Genomic DNA, 17,096 nt, shown 5'->3' on the forward strand with positions numbered 1-17,096 from the left:
ATCCTGGCGGTGCCGGCCCTGCAGGGCGCCACCCGGCAGGCCGAGGCGTCGCTCCAGGCGGCCCTCGACGCGCTGCGGCTGGCCGAGGCGATGAGCCGGTTCGCCGCCGCGACCCCCGACCTGGAGAACGCGCCCAACGGCCTGCGCCGCCAGACCCTCTACATCGGCTTGCGCCAGCATGCGGAGCGCGTCGCCACCCTGCGCGCCAGCCTCGCCGCGGCAGGGCCGCTGGCCGCGGCGCGCGGCGAACCGCTGCGCCGCCTGCTGGTCGGGCTGGACACCCATCTCGACGACCTCAACCACATGGTCGAGCGGCGCATCGCCCTCGACGCCGACCTGCGCGACGCCCTGAAGCGGGTGCCGCAGCACCACGCCACCTTCCGCACCGCCCTGGCGACCGTGCGCGACGACGCCATGGCCGCCCTGCGCGCCGTTCCCGCCGGCGGACCGCCGGATGCGGCGGCCACCCTGCTGGAGATCCGCGACGGGCTGCACGACCGCGGCCGGACGCTGGCGGACCAGCTCTTCGCGGCGGGGCTGGAGGACCGCGAGTCCCGGCTGGCCGCCGCCCAGGCGGACTTCCGCGAGACCGCCGGGCAGCTCGAAGGTCTGCTCGATCGCATTCCCATCGGCCTGGCCAGCGCCCGGCGGGCCGACGCGGCGCGCCGGCTGATGGCGCTGGGCATCGACACGGGAAACATCTTCGACCTGCAGCGCGACCTGCTGCGCATCCGCGACGCCATCGCCGAGATCACCCGGCACGGCCGCGACCGTGCCGCCGAAGCGGTGCGCGCCGCGGAGGGGCTGGCCCAGTCGCTGCGGGACGAGGCCGGGCAGGCCCGGAACGACGCCGCCCTGGCCCTGGACCTGATGGTTCCGGCCACCGCCCTGGCCGCGGCGGGCGCCACGGTGCCGGCGCTGACCGTGCTGCTGGCCGACGACGAGCCGGTCAACCAGATGGTCGGTGCGGCCATGCTGCGGCGGACCGGGCATGTGGTGACGGTGGTCGGGAACGGCCGCCAGGCGGTCGAGGCGGTGCGCGGACAGCGCTTCGACCTCGTTCTGATGGACCTGCGCATGCCCGAGATGGACGGACTCGCCGCCATCAAGCGCATCCGCGCCCTGCCCGACCCGGTGAGCGCCCAGGTGCGGATCGTCGTCCTGACCGCCAGCATCGTCCCCGAGGACACCGAACGCTGCCACGCCGCCGGGGCCGACGCCGTCCTGCCCAAGCCGCTGCAGCCCGACTCCCTGGCCCCGCTCCTCGCCCATCTCTTCGGCGTCGCCATGCCGTCGCCGCCGTCGCCGCCACCGCCGCTGGAGGCGCCGGAGGCGCCGGAGGAGGAGCCCGTCCTCGACGCCCTCGCCATCGCCCAGATGCGCGAGGCGCTGCCGGCCGACCGCGTGGCGGCGCTGGTGGCGGGCACCGTCACCACCCTGCACGACTATCACGCGGCCCTGGGCGCGGCGTGGCGGGCCGGCGACCGGGCCGCCGCCATGGCCATGGCCCACAAGATCGCCGGCGTGGCCGGGGTCTACGGCTGCCGCCGCCTGTGCGGCGCGGCGCAGGCGCTGGAGCGGAGCCTGGAGAGGGGCCTGGAGGGCGACAGGGGCGACCCGGGGGCGCTGGTGGCCGCGGTGGACGACGCCGTCGCCCCCGCCTTGCGGGCGTTGCAGGACCAGCGCCCCGCCCCCTGCGACACGGCGGGATGAGCGCGCCATGACCACCGGCGCCCCGCCCACCGAGATCCTGGAATCCTACTACGCCGGCCTCGACAGCTGGGCCGGGCTGTTCAACTACCATGTGCTGAGGGCCGGCCACATCCGCACTGGCCCGGACTTCCGCGTCACCCGCGACAGCGTGCCGGGCCACGAGTTCCTGTTCTGCCTGGCCGGCGCCGGGCAGGTGCGGGTCGACAACCGCGCCCACCACGTCGCGGCGGGGGAACTGGCCTGGCTGCCCGTGCAGTGGCCCCACGCCCACGCCCCTGATCCGCGGTCGCCATGGGAACTGCTGTGGCTGCGCGTCGACGGGCCCAAGCTGGACGCCCTGATGGCGGTGCTGGCCGTGCGCGCCGAACCGGTCTTCCGCTTCGCCCGGCCGCTGGAGGTGCGGGCGCTGTTCGAGTCCGTGCTGTCCCACGTCAGCCCGGCGTCGCTGCTGGCCAACGCGTCGTGCGACACGTTGGTCGCCACGCTGGTCGAGCGCCTGCTGGAGAGCCGCAGCAACCGGGTGCTGGAGCCCCAGGTCACCGCCCACCAGGGGCTGGCCCGGCTGATGGCGGAGATCCACGTCCACTACAACGACGCCTGGGACATCGACAAGTTCGCGGCCTATTGCCGGGTCAGCAAATCCCATCTGTTCCGCCTGTTCAAGGTGGCGTTCGGCCAGACGCCGCTGCATTGGCTGCGCGACTTCCGCATCGCCCAGGCCAAGCGCCTGCTGCTGGAAACCGACGCGCCGGTCGCCACCGTCTCCCACCGTGTCGGCTACGACGACCCCCTGCACTTTTCCCGCGACTTCAAAAAACGCGTGGGCATGGCGCCCAGCCAGTTCCGCGAGCAGGAGAAATGGTAGGCCGCGCGCCCGCGGCTTGCCAATGGTCACCAAGCAGAGTTCTCGGCGATTGCTGCGTCGCGCCATGATGTTTGCGGACAACACGGAGCAATCCGCGAACCGGTTGCGGTGAGACTTCCATCCATATCTTTGAGAGTGGCGGCCATGGTCGTAACACGGCGGGTCTGGCAGACTCCTGCCACAGCCGACACGAGAGGAGCCGCGGCCATGATCGACTTCACCGACCGCCGCCAGGTGGCCAAGGCCATCCAGTACACCAACGTCAACCCCGACCTGACCCGCGACGGGCTGCTGGCCCATGTCCGCACTTGCGCCGAATACGGGTTCGACGCCGCCATGGTCGGCCCGTGCTGGGTCCGTCTCGCCCGCGAGGCGCTGAAGGGCACCGGGATCAAGGTCGCCTCCACCGTCAATTTCCCCATGGCCAACGACACCCTGGCCATGAAGCTCGCGGTGGTCCGCGAACTGGCCCGCGAGGGCGCTGACGAGTTCGACTTTCCGCCAAACCCCGGGCTGCTGCTGGGCGGCATGGCCGAGGCCTACGCCGAGGAGCTGGAGGAGGTCGTGCGCATCGCCCACGAGGAGGGGATGGCGGTCAAGGCGATGCTGGAGTTCGGCTACATCACCACGCCCGAGCTCAAGGCCACGGCCGCCCGCCTCGCCTGCGCCGCCGGCATCGACTGGGTCAAGCAGTCCAGCGGCTGGGGCACGGGCGGCTGCCTCGCCACCGTCGAGGACGTCGCCATCCTCACGGCCAACATCAGCCCGCCGTGCCGGGTGAAGGTGTCCGGCAAGGTCAACACCCGCGCGAAGATGCAGGCCCTGTTCGCCGCCGGTGCGGAGCTGGTCGGCACCAGCGCCGGCCCCGAGATCGTCGAGGGCCTGGCCGGCGACGCCCACGCCTACTGAGCGTCGACAACGAACAACGACACGTGCCGGGAGGACCGACCATGTCCGTGCTCATCCTGGGAAGCTACGCCAAGGCGCTGGTCATGACGGCCGCGCGCATCCCCACCGTCGGCGAGACGCTGCTGGGGTGGGATTTCCGCCAGACCTTCGGCGGCAAGGGCTCCGACATGGCGGTCCAGGCCGCCCGCCTGGGCAGCCCCGTCGCCTTCGCCGGCGTGGTCGGCGACGACGCCTTCGGCCACGAGTTCATCGACCTGATGGCGGCCGAGGGCGTCGACACCAGCGCCCTGCGGGTCACCACTGAGCGCCCGACCGGCGCCGGGTTCATCGTCAAGGACGAAGCCGGCCACAACGTCATCGTCGTCGACATGGGGGCCAACGCCCTGTTCGACCGCGCCGACGTCGACCGCGCCGCACCGCGGATCGCCGCCGCCCGGGTGGCGCTGGCCCAGCTCGAGATCCCGCTGGACACCGCCCTCTACGGCCTCGCCCGGGCCCGCGCCGCCGGCGCCACCACCATCCTCAACCCCGCACCCGCCCAGGATCTGCGCGGCCGCGACCTGACGGCGGTGGACATCCTCACCCCCAACGAGACGGAGGCCCGGGTCGCCCTGGGGCTGGCCCCCGACGCCGCGTTCGCCAACGCCGCGCTCGCCAACGCCGAGGTCGCCCGGCGCCTGATGGACACGGGCTGCGGCGCCGTGGTGATGACGCTGGGCGAGGCCGGCGTCGCCGGGTTCGACCGCCAGGGCGGATTCACCGTGCCGCCGTTCCGCGTGGCCGTCGTCGACAGCAACGGGGCCGGCGACAGCTTCAACGCGGCGCTCGCCGTGGCGCTCGCCGAAGGGCGCCCGCTGCGGGAGGCCGCGCGCTTCGCCGCGGCGGTCGCCGCCCTGTGCTGCACCCGCTGGGAAACGGTCCCGTCCTACCACACCCGCGCCGAGGTCGAACGCTTCCTGGCCGCCGCCGCCTGAAGCCGGCCGATCGGAGACACGCCATGAGACCCAACCGCATCCTTCACCCCGACCTCGCCCGGACGCTGGCCACCCTTGGCCACGGCGACATCCTGCTGGTCACCGACGCCGGATTCCCCATCCCCGCCGGCGCCCCCCGCATCGACCTCGGCTTCTACGAGGGGCTGCCCGACGTCTGCGACATCCTGCGCGTGCTGCGCCAGGAGATCTTCGTGGAGGAGGTCCACTTCGCCACCGAGGTGCGCGACCGCAACCCCGACCTCTACGCCCGGCTCCAGGACATCTACACCGGCTCCGGCGCCGTCTTCAAAGGCACCACCCACGAGGCGCTGTGCGCCGACCACGCCCGCCGCGCCAAGGCGATCGTCCGCTCCGGCTCGTTCAACCCCTGGGCCAACATCGCCCTGGTGGCCAGCACCGACCCCTTCGCCTGGTTCACCGCGGGCTCCAACACCCAGGTGCTGCCGGCCTACCTGGAGCGCCGCAGGCGCATCGAAGGCCGCGTCGTTCCCGCCCTGACCGACTGAAGGAGGCCGCCATGAGCCAGGCCCTGCCCGTCGACTTCGACCGCGCCATCGCCCCCGTCCTGCCAAAACGCCGGGACTTCCGCATCGGCTGCGTCGGCGCCGGCTTCATCATGGCCGACTGCCATCTCGTCGCCTACAACGGCGTCGGCTTCCGGCCCCACGCCATCGCCTCCCTCGACCGTGCCCAGGCCGAGAGGGTCGCCGCGCTGCGCGGCGTCCCGGTGGTGCACGACACCTGGCAGCAGGTGGTGCGCGACCCGGACGTTGAAATCCTCGACCTCGCGGTGCCGCCCGACCAGCAGTTGGCGATCGTGCGCGAGGCGGTGCGTGAGACCTCGCATATCCGCGGCATCCTGGTGCAGAAGCCGATGGCCATGTCGCTCGACGAGGCGCGCGCGATCGTCGCCCTGTGCGACCGCGCCGGCATCCCGCTGGGCGTCAACTCGAACATGCGCTACGACCAGTCGATGCGGGCGCTGAAGGCGCTGCTGGACCATGGCGTCCTGGGCGACCGGGTGCTCGCCACCATCGAGATGCGGGCGATCCCCCACTGGCAGGAGTTCCTGCGCAAATACGACCGGGTGGAGATCCTCAACATGGGAATCCACCACATCGACGCGTTCCGCTACCTGTTCGGCGACCCGGTGACCGCCACGGCGGTGACGCGCAGCGACCCGCGCACCCGCTTTCCCCACCGCGACGGCATCTCCCAGTACACCTTCAAGTACGCCGACGACTTCATGGCGACCAGCCTCGACGACGTCTGGGCGTGGCCCGGCCAGGGGGTCGAGCCGGACATCCACATCAAGTGGCGGGTGGTGGGGACCGACGGTCTGGCCCAGGGCACCATCGGCTGGCCGACATACCCGGTGCGCACCCCCAGCACGCTGAGCGTGACCAGCCGCCACCTGCCGCGCGGCTGGATCACCCCGGCCTGGGATGCCGTGTGGTTCCCCGACGCCTTCGCCGGAACCATGGCGCAGCTCCTGTGCGCCGTCGAACGCGGCGCGGAGCCGGAGATCTCCGGCCGCGACAACCTGACGACCCTGGCCTGCGTCGAGGCCTGCTACCGCTCGATCGAGCAGGGACGCACCGTCGCCCTCGACGAGATCCTCGCGCGCACCCCGGCCTGACCGACCCCTCCAAGGAAGGGAGTGACCATCATGATTCCCGTCGGCATCTTCACCGGATACTTCCCCTACGACCTGGCCACGGTGATCGCCAAGCTCAATCAGCACGGCTTCAGCTCCGCCCAGCTCGATCTCGCCTTCAAGGACATGGACTTCGCGCCGGGAACGCTGACCGCCGCAAAGTGCCACACCGTGCGCGACGCCTTCCGCCGCGCCAACCTGCCGATCGCGGTGGTGTCCGGCTACACCAACATCGTCCACCCCGACCGCGCCGAGCGGGCCCGCCGCGTCGCCGCCCTGACGGAGGTCATCCGCCACGCCCGCGACCTCGGCACGCCCTACGTGGTGTCGGAGACGGGCACCTTCGACCCCGACAGCGATTGGGTGCACCACCCCCGCAACAAGACACCGGAAGGCTACGCCGAGACGCTGGAGGTGATCGCGGGCCTGGCCCAGGAGGCGTGGGACCACGGCGCCGTGTTCCTGGTCGAGAACTACGTCAACAACGTGGTCGGCTCCGTCGACGAGGTGCTGCGCCTGTTCGCCGACCTGCCCCATCCCGGCCTGGGGCTGCTGATGGACCCCACCAACTATTTCGACGACGTGACCATCGACCACGTGGACCTGACCATCAACCGCATGTTCGACGCGCTGGGCGAGCGCATCCGCATCGCCCACGCCAAGGACTGCAAGCGCGCCGCCAACACCGGCGAGAAGCACGCCCGCATCGACGCGTCGGAAGCCCACACCTTCCGCGGCGCCGGCGCGGTGGAGCTGCCGGCGCCCGGCCTGGGGTCGCTGAACTACCACCTCTACCTCGCCCGGCTGAGCCGGCTGCACCCCAACATGCCGCTGATCATCGAGCATCTCGACGAGGCCGACGTGCCGCGGGCCAAGGCCTTCGTCGACGACGTGCTCACCACCGTCGGTGCGTAGGGGCGGTCGCCCCCTCCCCGCCCGCCCGCCCGCCGGGGCCCCGGATCATGCCGGGTCCGGGGCCCTTTTCATGCGCCCCGACCGCACGGATCGCCCGACGATGCGGCGCAACATTTCCAGGCCCTGCATCGTTTCGCACCCGCACGCATCACAGTTGAGGCAAATGCTGGACATGCCGATGGTGAATGCAGATTTACCTTTCTTTTGACCGGCGGCGCTTGCCAGAATGCCGCCGCCACGCCTATATTGCGGCGCAGCATTTGCGCCGCGCCAGGCACGGCCGCACCGAAGAAGAGCCTTGAAGGGGACACTCAGATGGACGACGTTCGCCAGATGTCGAAGGAGCTCGACGGCCACTTTCTCGAGGACCTGTCCGTCGGCATGACGGCGTCCTACGCCAAGACCGTGACGGAGGCCGACATCGTCCTCTACGCCGGCATCTCCGGGGACACCAACCCGGTGCACCTGAACCAGGAATACGCCAGCACCACGATGTTCCAGGGGCGCATCGCCCACGGCATGCTGACCGCCGGCTTCATCTCCGCGGTGCTCGGCACCAAGCTGCCGGGGCCGGGCTGCATCTACATGTCGCAGTCCCTGAAGTTCAAGGCGCCGGTGCGGATCGGCGACACGGTGACCGCCCGCGCCACGGTGACGGAGATCGTCCCGGAGAAGCGTCGCGTCGTCATGCGCACCGTCTGCTCGTCGGGCGACACGGTGGTGCTGGAAGGCGAGGCGCTGCTGATGGTCCCCTCGCGCGGCTGAGGCCCGGCGTTTCCCGCCCTCCGCCCCCGGGCGGGGACGGACGCGTTTACCCCACGGCCGCGCCGGTCTATATACTCGCTCAAGCGCTCCGGCCCGCGCCGCCCCACCGGGCCGGCGGGCCGGCGGCGCGTGCAGCCGCGGGGGCGCGCCCGGGGCGACAGGGTATCAGGGCCGGCATGCGACTCTTCCGACACACCGACGACCTTCCCGACGACGCCCGCGGCGCCGTGGTGGCGCTCGGCAATTTCGACGGCGTCCACCACGGCCACCGCGCGGTGATCGCCGAGGCCCAGTCGCGCGCCGGCAGCCTCGGCACCCGCGCCGGCGTGCTCACCTTCGAGCCGCACCCCCGCTCCGTGTTCCGCCCCGGCGAGCCGCCGTTCCGGCTGTCGCCGCTGCGGGTGCGCGCCCGGGTGCTGGAGGCCATCGGCGTCGACCTCCTGGTGGTGGTGCACTTCGACGACCGGTTCCTCAGCAAGTCGGCCGAATCCTTCGTCGAGGAGGACCTGGTGCGCGGCCTCGGCATCCGCCACGTGGTGTGCGGTTGGGACTTCCTGTTCGGCCACGGGCGGCGCGGCGACGTCGCCCTCCTGGAGCGCCTCGGCCGGGCCCACGGCTTCGGCGTCACCGCCATCGGCCCGGTCGCCGACCCGGAGGGCGGCGTCTACTCCTCCACCCGGGTGCGCGACGCCCTGGTCCAGGGGCGTCCCGGCGACGCCGCCCGCCTGCTCGGCCGGCCCTGGGAGATCGAGGGGCGGGTCGAGCACGGCGACCGGCGCGGCCGCACCATCGGCTTCCCGACCGCCAACGTGGAGCTCGGCGACTACCTGCGCCCCGCCTTCGGCGTCTACGCCGTGCGCGCCGGCGTCGACCAGGGCCAGGCCACGGTGTGGCACGACGGGGTCGCCAACCTCGGGCGCCGCCCCACCGTGGGCGGGCTGGCGGAGCGTCTGGAGACCCATCTCCTCGACTTCGCCGGCGACCTCTACGGCCAGCACCTGCGGGTGCAGCTGATCGAGTTCCTGCGCCCGGAGCGCCGGTTCGCCGGGCTGGAGGAGCTGACGGCGCAGATCGCCCGGGACGCCGCGGCGGCGCGCGACGCCCTGGGCCGGCCGCAGGCGCCCTGACGACGCCGCGCCGCGGCGTTGCCAAGCGCGGTTCCGGGCACTACACAGGTGCCCGTCGCCAACGCCAGCGCGGAGTGCCGCCATGCCCACCATCGCTTCCATGCCCGCCGCCGCCACCACCGACCGGGACGCCATCGCCGCCCGGGCCGCGGCCATCCTGCTGGAGATCAAGGCGCTGCACTTCAACGCCGAGACGCCCTTCATCTTCACGTCCGGCTGGGCCAGCCCGGTCTACACCGACTGCCGGCGCATCATCTCCTTCCCGCGTGCCCGGCGTGCGCTGATGGATTTCGGTGTCGCAACCATCCAGCGCGAGATCGGGTACGAAGCGGTCGACGCGGTGGCCGGGGGCGAGACGGCGGGCATCCCCTTCGCCGCCTGGATGGCCGACCTCATGGGCCTGCCCATGCAGTACATCCGCAAGAAGCCCAAGGGGTTCGGCCGCAACGCCCAGATCGAGGGCGTGGTGAACGAGGGCGACCGGGTGCTGCTGGTCGAGGACCTCGCCACCGACGGCAAGAGCAAGGAGACCTTCGTCACCGCGCTGCGCAACGCCGGGGCCACGGTCACCGACACCTTCGTCGTCTTCCACTACGGCATCTTCCCGCAGTCGAAGGCGACGATGGCGGCGATGGGCGTGCGCCTGCACGCCCTGTGCACCTGGTGGGACGTGCTCGAGGTCGCGCGCGGCAACGGCTACTTCGACACGGCGACGCTGGACGAGGTGGAGAGCTTCCTGCACAACCCGGTCGACTGGTCGGCGGCGCACGGCGGCAAGGCCAGCTTCGACTGATGCGGAAAGGGAGCGCGGAGCCGTCGCGGGGCGGGGTGATCGCGACCGACCGGCGGCGCTCCCGACCGGCGCCGAGCCCCCGGGTGCTCCCGCCGTCCGTCTTGACCCCTCGCCGCCCGCCGCTATTATCCCGCGCCATGACACACTCGGCCTGGGCTTGCGGGCGTTCCCGTCGAATTATCGGCCCGGCCCCCTGAGGGGGGCCGGGAGTTCGTCCGTTCCCCCGATCATGTCGGCAGCCGGGCCGCTGCGCGCCGACGCCCCCGCCCCAGGAACCTGGAATGACCCGCGACTACAAAGCCACCGTCTTCCTGCCGCGCACCGATTTCCCCATGCGCGGCGGGCTGCCCAAGAAGGAGCCGGAGCTGCTGGCCCGCTGGGCGGACATGGACCTGTTCGGCCGCCTGCGCGCGAGCGCCGCCGGCCGGCCCAAGTTCGTGCTGCACGACGGCCCGCCCTACGCCAACGGCAACATCCACATCGGCCACGCGCTGAACAAGATCCTGAAGGACATCATCGTCCGCTCGCGCCAGATGCTGGGCAGCGACGCGAACTACGTGCCCGGCTGGGACTGCCACGGCCTGCCCATCGAGTGGAAGATCGAGGAGAAGTACCGCGCCGAGGGCAAGGACAAGGACGAGGTGCCGATCGTCCGGTTCCGCGCGGAGTGCCGCCAGTTCGCCCAGCACTGGGTCGAGGTGCAGACCCAGGAGTTCAAGCGCCTGGGCATCGAGGGCGACTGGGTGCGCCCCTACACCACCATGACCTTCCCGGCGGAAGCGCAGATCGTCCGCGAGATCCACAAGTTCGCGCTGAACGGCGGCCTCTACAAGGGGTCCAAGCCGGTGCTGTGGTCGGTGGTCGAGAAGACCGCCCTGGCCGAGGCGGAGGTCGAGTACCACGACCACACCTCGACCACCTGCTTCGTGCGCTTCCCCGTCCGCGGCTCGGGCACGCCGGAGATCGACGAGGCGACGGTGGTGATCTGGACCACCACGCCGTGGACGCTGCCCGGCAACCGGGCCCTCGCCTACGGCGCCGAGATCGAGTACGGCGTCTACAAGGTGAAGGCGGTCGAGGAGGGCTCGCACGCGGTGGTCGGCGAGCGGCTGGTGCTGGCCACGGCGCTGGCCGACGCGGTCGCCAAGGAGGCGAAGATCGCCGACTGGCAGTGCCTGCACCGCTTCCCCGGCGAGCGGATGGCCGGGACCACCTGCCACCACCCGCTGTCCGGGCAGGGGTATGACTTCGCGGTGCCGATGCTGGCCGGCGACTTCGTCACCACCGACGCCGGCACCGGGGTCGTCCACATCGCGCCGGGCCATGGCGAGGACGACTTCCACCTGGGCTCCGCCAATGGCGTCGAGGTGCCGCAGACGGTGGGCGAGGACGGCCGCTATTACGACCACGTGCCGCTGTTCGCGGGGCTGCGCGTCTACACCGACCAGGGCAAGCCGGGCGAGGCCAACAAGGCGGTGCTGGGCGCCATCCAGGCGGCCGGCGGCCTGCTGGCCCAGGGCCGCCTCAAGCACTCCTACCCGCACTCCTGGCGCTCCAAGGCGCCGCTGATCTTCCGCACCACGCCGCAGTGGTTCATCTCGATGGAGACGAACGGGCTGCGCCAGGTGGCGCTGACCGCGATCGCCGACACCCGCTGGGTGCCGCCCCAGGGCGAGAACCGCATCCGCGCCATGATCGAGCAGCGCCCGGACTGGTGCATCAGCCGCCAGCGCGCCTGGGGCGTGCCGATCGCCGTGTTCGTCCGCAAGGCCGACGGCACGGTGCTGCGCGACGCCGCGGTGTACGAGCGGGTGGCCTCGATCTTCGCGGCCGAGGGCTCCGACGCCTGGTTCGCCCGGGATCCCCAGGACTTCCTGGGCAACGCCTACGCCGCCGCCGATTTCGAGCAGATCCGCGACATCGTCGATGTCTGGTTCGAGTCCGGCTCCACCCACTCCTTCGTCCTGGAGCAGAGGCCCGAGCTGCAATGGCCGGCGTCGCTCTATCTGGAGGGTTCCGACCAGCACCGCGGCTGGTTCCACTCGTCGCTGCTGGAAAGCTGCGGCACGCGCGGCCGCGCCCCCTACGACGCGGTGCTGACCCACGGCTTCACCCTCGACGAGCAGGGCCGCAAGATGTCCAAGTCGCTGGGCAACGTGGTGGCCCCCCAGCAGGTGTGCGACCAGTTCGGCGCCGACATCCTGCGCCTCTGGGTGGTCGGCACCGACTACTCCGAGGACCAGCGCATCGGCCCGGAGATCATCAAGTACCAGGCCGACCTCTACCGCCGCATGCGCAACACCCTGCGCTACCTGCTGGGGGCGCTGGCCGACTACACCCCGGCCGAGCGGCTGGCGCCCGAGGCGATGCCGGAGCTGGAGCGCTGGGTGCTGCACCGCCTGGGCGAACTGGACCGCGAGATCCGGGACGCCATCGAGGCGTACGATTTCCACGCCCTGTCGACGGCGCTGCACAATTTCTGCGCCGTCGACCTCTCGGCCTTCTACTTCGACGTCCGCAAGGACAGCCTGTACTGCGACCGTCCCGACGGCGAGCGCCGGCGCGCCGTGCGCACGGTGATGGAGCATCTGCTGTCCTGCCTGACCGCGTGGCTGGCCCCGGTGCTGTGCTTCACCGCCGAGGAGGCCTGGCTGGCCCGCCCCGACGCCCTGAAGGGCGAGCCGGGATGGGATGCGGAGAGCGTGCATCTGCGGCAGTTCCCGGAGATCCCGGCGGCGTGGCGGGACGACGCGCTGGCAGCGAAGTGGCAGACGGTGCGCGAGGTGCGCCGGGTGGTCACCGGGGCGCTGGAGCTGGAGCGCGCCAGCAAGCGCATCGGCTCCTCCCTCCAGGCCCGGCCGACGGTGTTCGTCGACGCCGCCACCAAGGCGGTGATCGACAGCGTCGCCTTCGACGACGTCTGCATCACCTCGGGCATCGCGGTGGCCGAGGGCGCGCCGCCCGAGGGCGCCTTCGCCCTGGCCGACGTCGCCGGCGTGGGCGTCGTGCCGGCCGCCGCCGAGGGCGAGAAGTGCGAGCGCTGCTGGAAGGTGCTGCCCGAGGTCGGCGAGGACCCCGCCCACCCGACCCTGTGCCATCGCTGCGCCGACGCCGTCGACGCCGCCGACGCCGCCGACGCGGCCTGATCCCCCTGCCCCCTTGACCTCCCCCCGCCGCCGGCGGGGGGAGGCCCCCCAACCGGAGAGGCTTCATGAACGCCTTCGTCGCGCCCCCGCCCGGGCGCTCCCGCCTCGTCTTCGGGCTGGCGGTGGCCGTCCTGGTGCTGCTGCTCGACCAGATCAGCAAGTGGTGGGTGCTGGAGGTGGTCATGCAGCCGATCCCCCACGTCGTCGAGGTCACGCCCTTCTTCAACCTCGTCCTGGTGTGGAACTACGGGGTGAGCTTCGGCACCTTCGCCAGCCAGGCCGCCTACATGCCCTACGTGCTGAGCGCCGTTTCCGTGCTCATCGCCGGCTTCCTGGTGGTGTGGCTGCGCCGCGCGGAATCCGGGCTGAGCGCGTTCGCGCTGGGGCTCGTGCTGGGCGGCGCCTTCGGCAACGTCATCGACCGGCTGCGCTTCGGCGCCGTCGCCGACTTCCTCGACTTCCACGCCGGCGGCTGGCATTTCTGGGCCTTCAACGTGGCCGACAGCGGAATCACCGTCGGCGTCGCCCTGCTCGTCATAGACGGGTTGTTCAGGGGCACCGAAACGTCGTAAGAGAAGGCTTGGACCCTTGAGCCGCATCCCGGCGCGGCTCGCGACAGCGACGAGACCCCATGGCCGTGCACCGCATGTCTTTCCCCATCCTTCCGCGCCGGACCCTGGCGCGACCGATCCTGGGCGCGGCGCTGGCCGCCCTGGCGCTCACCGGGTGCTCCGACGTCCGCCGTTCCATCGGCCTGGACCGCACCAGCCCGGACGAGTTCGCGGTGGTGTCCCGCGCCCCGCTGACCATGCCGCCGGACCTGCGCATGCCCGCACCGCGCCCCGGCGCGGCGCGGCCGACCGAGCCGAACCCGACGGCGATGGCCCAGGCCAGCGTGTTCGGCAGCGCCGCCGCCGCCCGCGCCGGCTCCGGCGACAGCACCGGCGAGATGGCGCTGCTGTCCCAGGCCGGGGCCGACCGCGCCGACCCGAACATCCGCGCCAAGGTGGACCAGGAGACCTCGCAGCTCCTCGTCGCCGACCAGAGCTGGGTCGATTCGGTGCTGTTCTGGCGCACGCCGAGCGAACCCGCCACCCTCGTCGACCCGGCCCGGGAGGCGCAGCGCCTGCGCGAGGCCCAGGCCCAGGGCAAGTCGCTGAACGACGGGGTGGTGCCGATCATCGAACGAAAGCGCAAGGCACCGCTCGAAGGATTGTTCTGAGCCGACGCCGCACCCAGTATCAAGGGGCGCCCCACCGGGGCGCCCCTTTCGCGTTTCGGGGCGGCGGCCTGCGCCGCCCGGCCCGCCACACCGGAGTCGACACCCCATGCCCGCTGCCCTTCGCTCCGCCCGCCGGACCGCCCGCCGGACCGCCGTGGCGGGCGCGTTCGCCCTCGCGCTTGCCCTCGCCCCGCCGCTGGCCCCGCCCGGCCTCGCCCAGGCCCCGGTCGCCGGCCCGCCCGCCGATCCCGCGGTCGCGGCGCCGGACGGCGGCGCGGTGGACAAGGGGGTGTTCTTCCCGGAGAGCTTCACGCTGGCGAACGGCATGCAGGTGGTGGTGGTGACCAACAGCCGTGTCCCGGTGGTCACCCACATGGTGTGGTACCGGGTGGGCGCCGCCGACGATCCCCTCGGCCAGTCGGGCATCGCCCATTTCCTCGAACACCTCATGTTCAAGGGCACCGACGAGCTGACGCCCGGCGAGTTCAGCCGGGTGGTCGCCAAGAACGGCGGCCGCGACAACGCCTTCACCTCCTACGACTACACCGCCTACTACCAGAACGTGGCGCGCGACCGGCTGGAGCTGGTGATGAAGATGGAGGCCGACCGCATGGTCGACCTGCGGCTCACCGACGAGGTGGTCTATCCCGAGCGCAACGTGATCATGGAGGAGCGTCGCCAGCGCACCGAGAACGAGCCGTCGGACCGGCTGGGCGAGCAGTTCAACGCCACCCTGTTCGTCCACCACCCCTACGGCACGCCGGTGATCGGCTGGATGCACGAGATCGCCGACCTCACCCGCGAGGAGGCGGTGGACTTCTACGGCACCTGGTACGCCCCCAACAACGCGGTCCTGGTGGTGGCCGGCGACATCACCGCCGAGGAGCTGAAGCCGCTCGCCGAGACGTACTACGGCGCCGTGCCGCGGCGTGCCGTGCCCGAGCGCCGCCGCGTCGCCGAACCGCCGATCGCCGCGGCGCGCCGCGTCATCCTGGAGGACGCCGAGGTGCGCGAGCCGACCTGGCGCCGCGCCTGGCTGGCCCCCTCCTACCGTGTCGATCCCGACGGCCACGCCTACGCGCTGCAGGTGCTGACCGAGATCATGAGCGGCGGCGCCACCGGCCGCCTCTACCGCACCCTGGTGGCGGAGAAGACGGTCGCCACCTCGGCCTGGATGGCCTACAGCCCGTCGGCGTGGGACCGCACCGCCTTCCACATGGGCGGCTCGCCGGCCCCGGGTGCGACGATCGACACGCTGGAGGCGGCGCTGCTGGACGAGGTGCGGCGGCTGCTGGACGAGGGCGTGACGGCCGAGGAGGTCGACCGCGCCAAGAAGCGCATGCTGGCCGAGGCGGCCTACGCCCGCGACAGCCTGACCGGACCGGCCATGGCGCTGGGCACCGCGCTGGCCACCGGGCAGAGCATCGACGACGTGGAGGAATGGCCGGTGCGCATCGACGCGGTCACCGAGCAGGCGGTCGAGGCGGCGGCGCGCGCCGTGCTGGGCCAGGCCAACCATGTCAGCGGGCTGCTGCTGCCCAAGCCGCGCCAGGACGCCAAGGCCGACGGCGCGGCGGAGACCGCGCCGAAACAGGGGAGCTGAGGAATGACCCACCGCCTTGCCCGCACCGCCACCGCCGCGCTGGGCGGCGCCGTCCTGCTGCTGGCCGCCCTGGCCCTGCCGGCCCGCGCCGTGGAGGTGCAGCGCGTGGTCAGCCCCGGCGGCATCGAGGCCTGGCTGATCGAGGACCACAAGAACCCGATCATCGCCCTGGAATGGTCCTTCGAGGGGGCCGGCGCCACCGACCCCGCGGGGCTGGACGGGCTGGCCAACCTCGCCTCCTCGACCATGGACGAGGGGGCGGGCGGGCTCGACGCCCAGACCTTCCAGGGTCGCCTCGCCGACGCGGCCATCGCCCTCAGCTTCGACGCCGGGCGCGACGGCTTCAGCGGCAGCCTGCGCACCCTCAGCGGCAGCCGCGCCGATGCGTTCGAGCTGGCCCGCCTCGCCATGGTGGAGCCGCGCTTCGACGGGGAGGCGGTGGAGCGCATCCGCACCGCCATCCTGGCCGGCCTGCGCCGCGACCAGGGCGACCCCGATTTCGTGGCCCGCCGCACCTTCTTCTCCACCGCCTACCCGGACCACCCCTACGGCGACGAGGTCCGCGGTACGCTGGAGAGCCTGCCGCGCATCACCCCCGAGGACCTGGCGACCTTCGTGCGCACCCAGCTCGCCCGTTCGCGCCTGGTGGTCGCCGCGGCCGGCGACCTCACGCCGGACCAGCTGGGCCAGGCCCTGGACACGGTGTTCGGCGCCCTGCCCGCCGACACCCCGGTGCCGCCGCTGGCCGACGTGGCGCCCCAGGGGGCGGGCGAGACCCTGGTGGTGGAGCGCCCGACCGCCCAGACCGTCATGCTGATGGGCCAGGAGGGGCTGTCGCGCGCCGACCCCGACTGGTACGCCGCCACGGTGATGAACTACGTGCTGGGCGGCGGCGGCTTCGGCTCGCGGCTGATGGAGGAGGTGCGCGAGAAGCGCGGCCTGTCCTACGGCGTCTACAGCTACCTGATCCCCTTCGACCACAGCGCCCTGGTGATGGCCGGCGGCTCCACCGCCAACGCCAGCGCCGGCCAGGCGCTGGCCATCATGCGCGCGGAATGGGCCCGCATGGCCGCCGAGGGGGTGACCGACGAGGAGCTGGCCGACGCCAAGACCTACCTCACCGGCTCCTTCCCGCTGCAGTTCTCCTCGACCTCGGCGATCGCCCGCATCCTCCTGCAGGTCAAGCGCGACCGCCTGGGCCTCGACTACCTGGACAAACGGGATTCCTACATCAACGCCGTCACCGCCGCCGACGTCCAGCGCGTCGCCCGGCGCCTGCTCGACCCCGCCCGCCTGCTCACCGTTCTGGTCGGCCGGCCCGAAGGGGTGAGCGCGGCCAGGACGGTGGAGGGGGGAAGCTGAGGGCTGGACGATCCGACGAGGGCG

General features: G+C 72.3%; 15 protein-coding genes. All 15 read left to right on the forward strand.

Annotated features, from left to right (window positions below):
- A partial coding sequence (locus AC6H2I_RS22715) for a response regulator (protein ID WP_497503029.1) occupies window positions 1-1,713 on the forward strand: 1,713 nt, incomplete at its 5' end.
- Between the two features lie 7 nt (window positions 1,714-1,720).
- A complete protein-coding gene (locus AC6H2I_RS22720) occupies window positions 1,721-2,578 on the forward strand; it encodes a helix-turn-helix transcriptional regulator (protein ID WP_497503030.1) in 858 nt (285 codons plus the stop codon).
- Window positions 2,579-2,785: 207 nt separating this feature from the next.
- The gene (gene deoC / locus AC6H2I_RS22725) at window positions 2,786-3,487 is read left to right on the forward strand and encodes a deoxyribose-phosphate aldolase (RefSeq protein ID WP_497503031.1); all 702 of its coding nucleotides are present in this window, start codon (window positions 2,786-2,788) and stop codon (window positions 3,485-3,487) included.
- A 41-nt stretch (window positions 3,488-3,528) separates the two neighbouring features.
- Entirely contained in the window at window positions 3,529-4,461 is a 933-nt protein-coding gene (locus AC6H2I_RS22730; protein WP_497503032.1) for a ribokinase, read from the forward strand.
- A gap of 23 nt (window positions 4,462-4,484) precedes the next feature.
- Window positions 4,485-4,988, forward strand: coding sequence for a D-ribose pyranase (rbsD, locus tag AC6H2I_RS22735; protein ID WP_497503033.1), 504 nt, complete (start codon window positions 4,485-4,487; stop codon window positions 4,986-4,988).
- Window positions 4,989-4,999: 11 nt separating this feature from the next.
- On the forward strand, window positions 5,000-6,121 hold the full coding sequence (locus tag AC6H2I_RS22740; RefSeq protein WP_497503034.1) for a Gfo/Idh/MocA family protein: 1,122 nt from the start codon (window positions 5,000-5,002) through the stop codon (window positions 6,119-6,121).
- Window positions 6,122-6,151: 30 nt separating this feature from the next.
- Entirely contained in the window at window positions 6,152-7,054 is a 903-nt protein-coding gene (locus tag AC6H2I_RS22745) for a sugar phosphate isomerase/epimerase family protein (RefSeq protein WP_497503035.1), read from the forward strand.
- A gap of 315 nt (window positions 7,055-7,369) precedes the next feature.
- Window positions 7,370-7,819 carry a MaoC family dehydratase gene (locus AC6H2I_RS22750; RefSeq protein WP_497503036.1) on the forward strand — a complete coding sequence of 150 codons (450 nt, stop codon included), beginning with the start codon at window positions 7,370-7,372 and terminating at the stop codon, window positions 7,817-7,819.
- A 176-nt stretch (window positions 7,820-7,995) separates the two neighbouring features.
- Window positions 7,996-8,946 carry a bifunctional riboflavin kinase/FAD synthetase gene (locus AC6H2I_RS22755; protein ID WP_497503037.1) on the forward strand — a complete coding sequence of 317 codons (951 nt, stop codon included), beginning with the start codon at window positions 7,996-7,998 and terminating at the stop codon, window positions 8,944-8,946.
- A gap of 82 nt (window positions 8,947-9,028) precedes the next feature.
- A complete protein-coding gene (locus tag AC6H2I_RS22760; RefSeq protein ID WP_497503038.1) occupies window positions 9,029-9,739 on the forward strand; it encodes an orotate phosphoribosyltransferase in 711 nt (236 codons plus the stop codon).
- A gap of 281 nt (window positions 9,740-10,020) precedes the next feature.
- Window positions 10,021-12,885, forward strand: coding sequence for an isoleucine--tRNA ligase (ileS, locus tag AC6H2I_RS22765; protein WP_497503039.1), 2,865 nt, complete (start codon window positions 10,021-10,023; stop codon window positions 12,883-12,885).
- Between the two features lie 65 nt (window positions 12,886-12,950).
- On the forward strand, window positions 12,951-13,457 hold the full coding sequence (lspA, locus tag AC6H2I_RS22770) for a signal peptidase II (protein WP_497503040.1): 507 nt from the start codon (window positions 12,951-12,953) through the stop codon (window positions 13,455-13,457).
- 74 nt (window positions 13,458-13,531) lie between these two features.
- Entirely contained in the window at window positions 13,532-14,107 is a 576-nt protein-coding gene (locus AC6H2I_RS22775) for a DUF3035 domain-containing protein (protein WP_497503041.1), read from the forward strand.
- 106 nt (window positions 14,108-14,213) lie between these two features.
- Window positions 14,214-15,710 carry a M16 family metallopeptidase gene (locus AC6H2I_RS22780; RefSeq protein WP_497503042.1) on the forward strand — a complete coding sequence of 499 codons (1,497 nt, stop codon included), beginning with the start codon at window positions 14,214-14,216 and terminating at the stop codon, window positions 15,708-15,710.
- Window positions 15,711-15,713: 3 nt separating this feature from the next.
- Window positions 15,714-17,072, forward strand: a complete 1,359-nt coding sequence (locus AC6H2I_RS22785) for a M16 family metallopeptidase (RefSeq protein ID WP_497503043.1) — start codon at window positions 15,714-15,716, stop codon at window positions 17,070-17,072.
- Window positions 17,073-17,096 lie beyond the last annotated feature (24 nt).

Source organism: Azospirillum sp. NS33, from assembly GCF_059703765.1.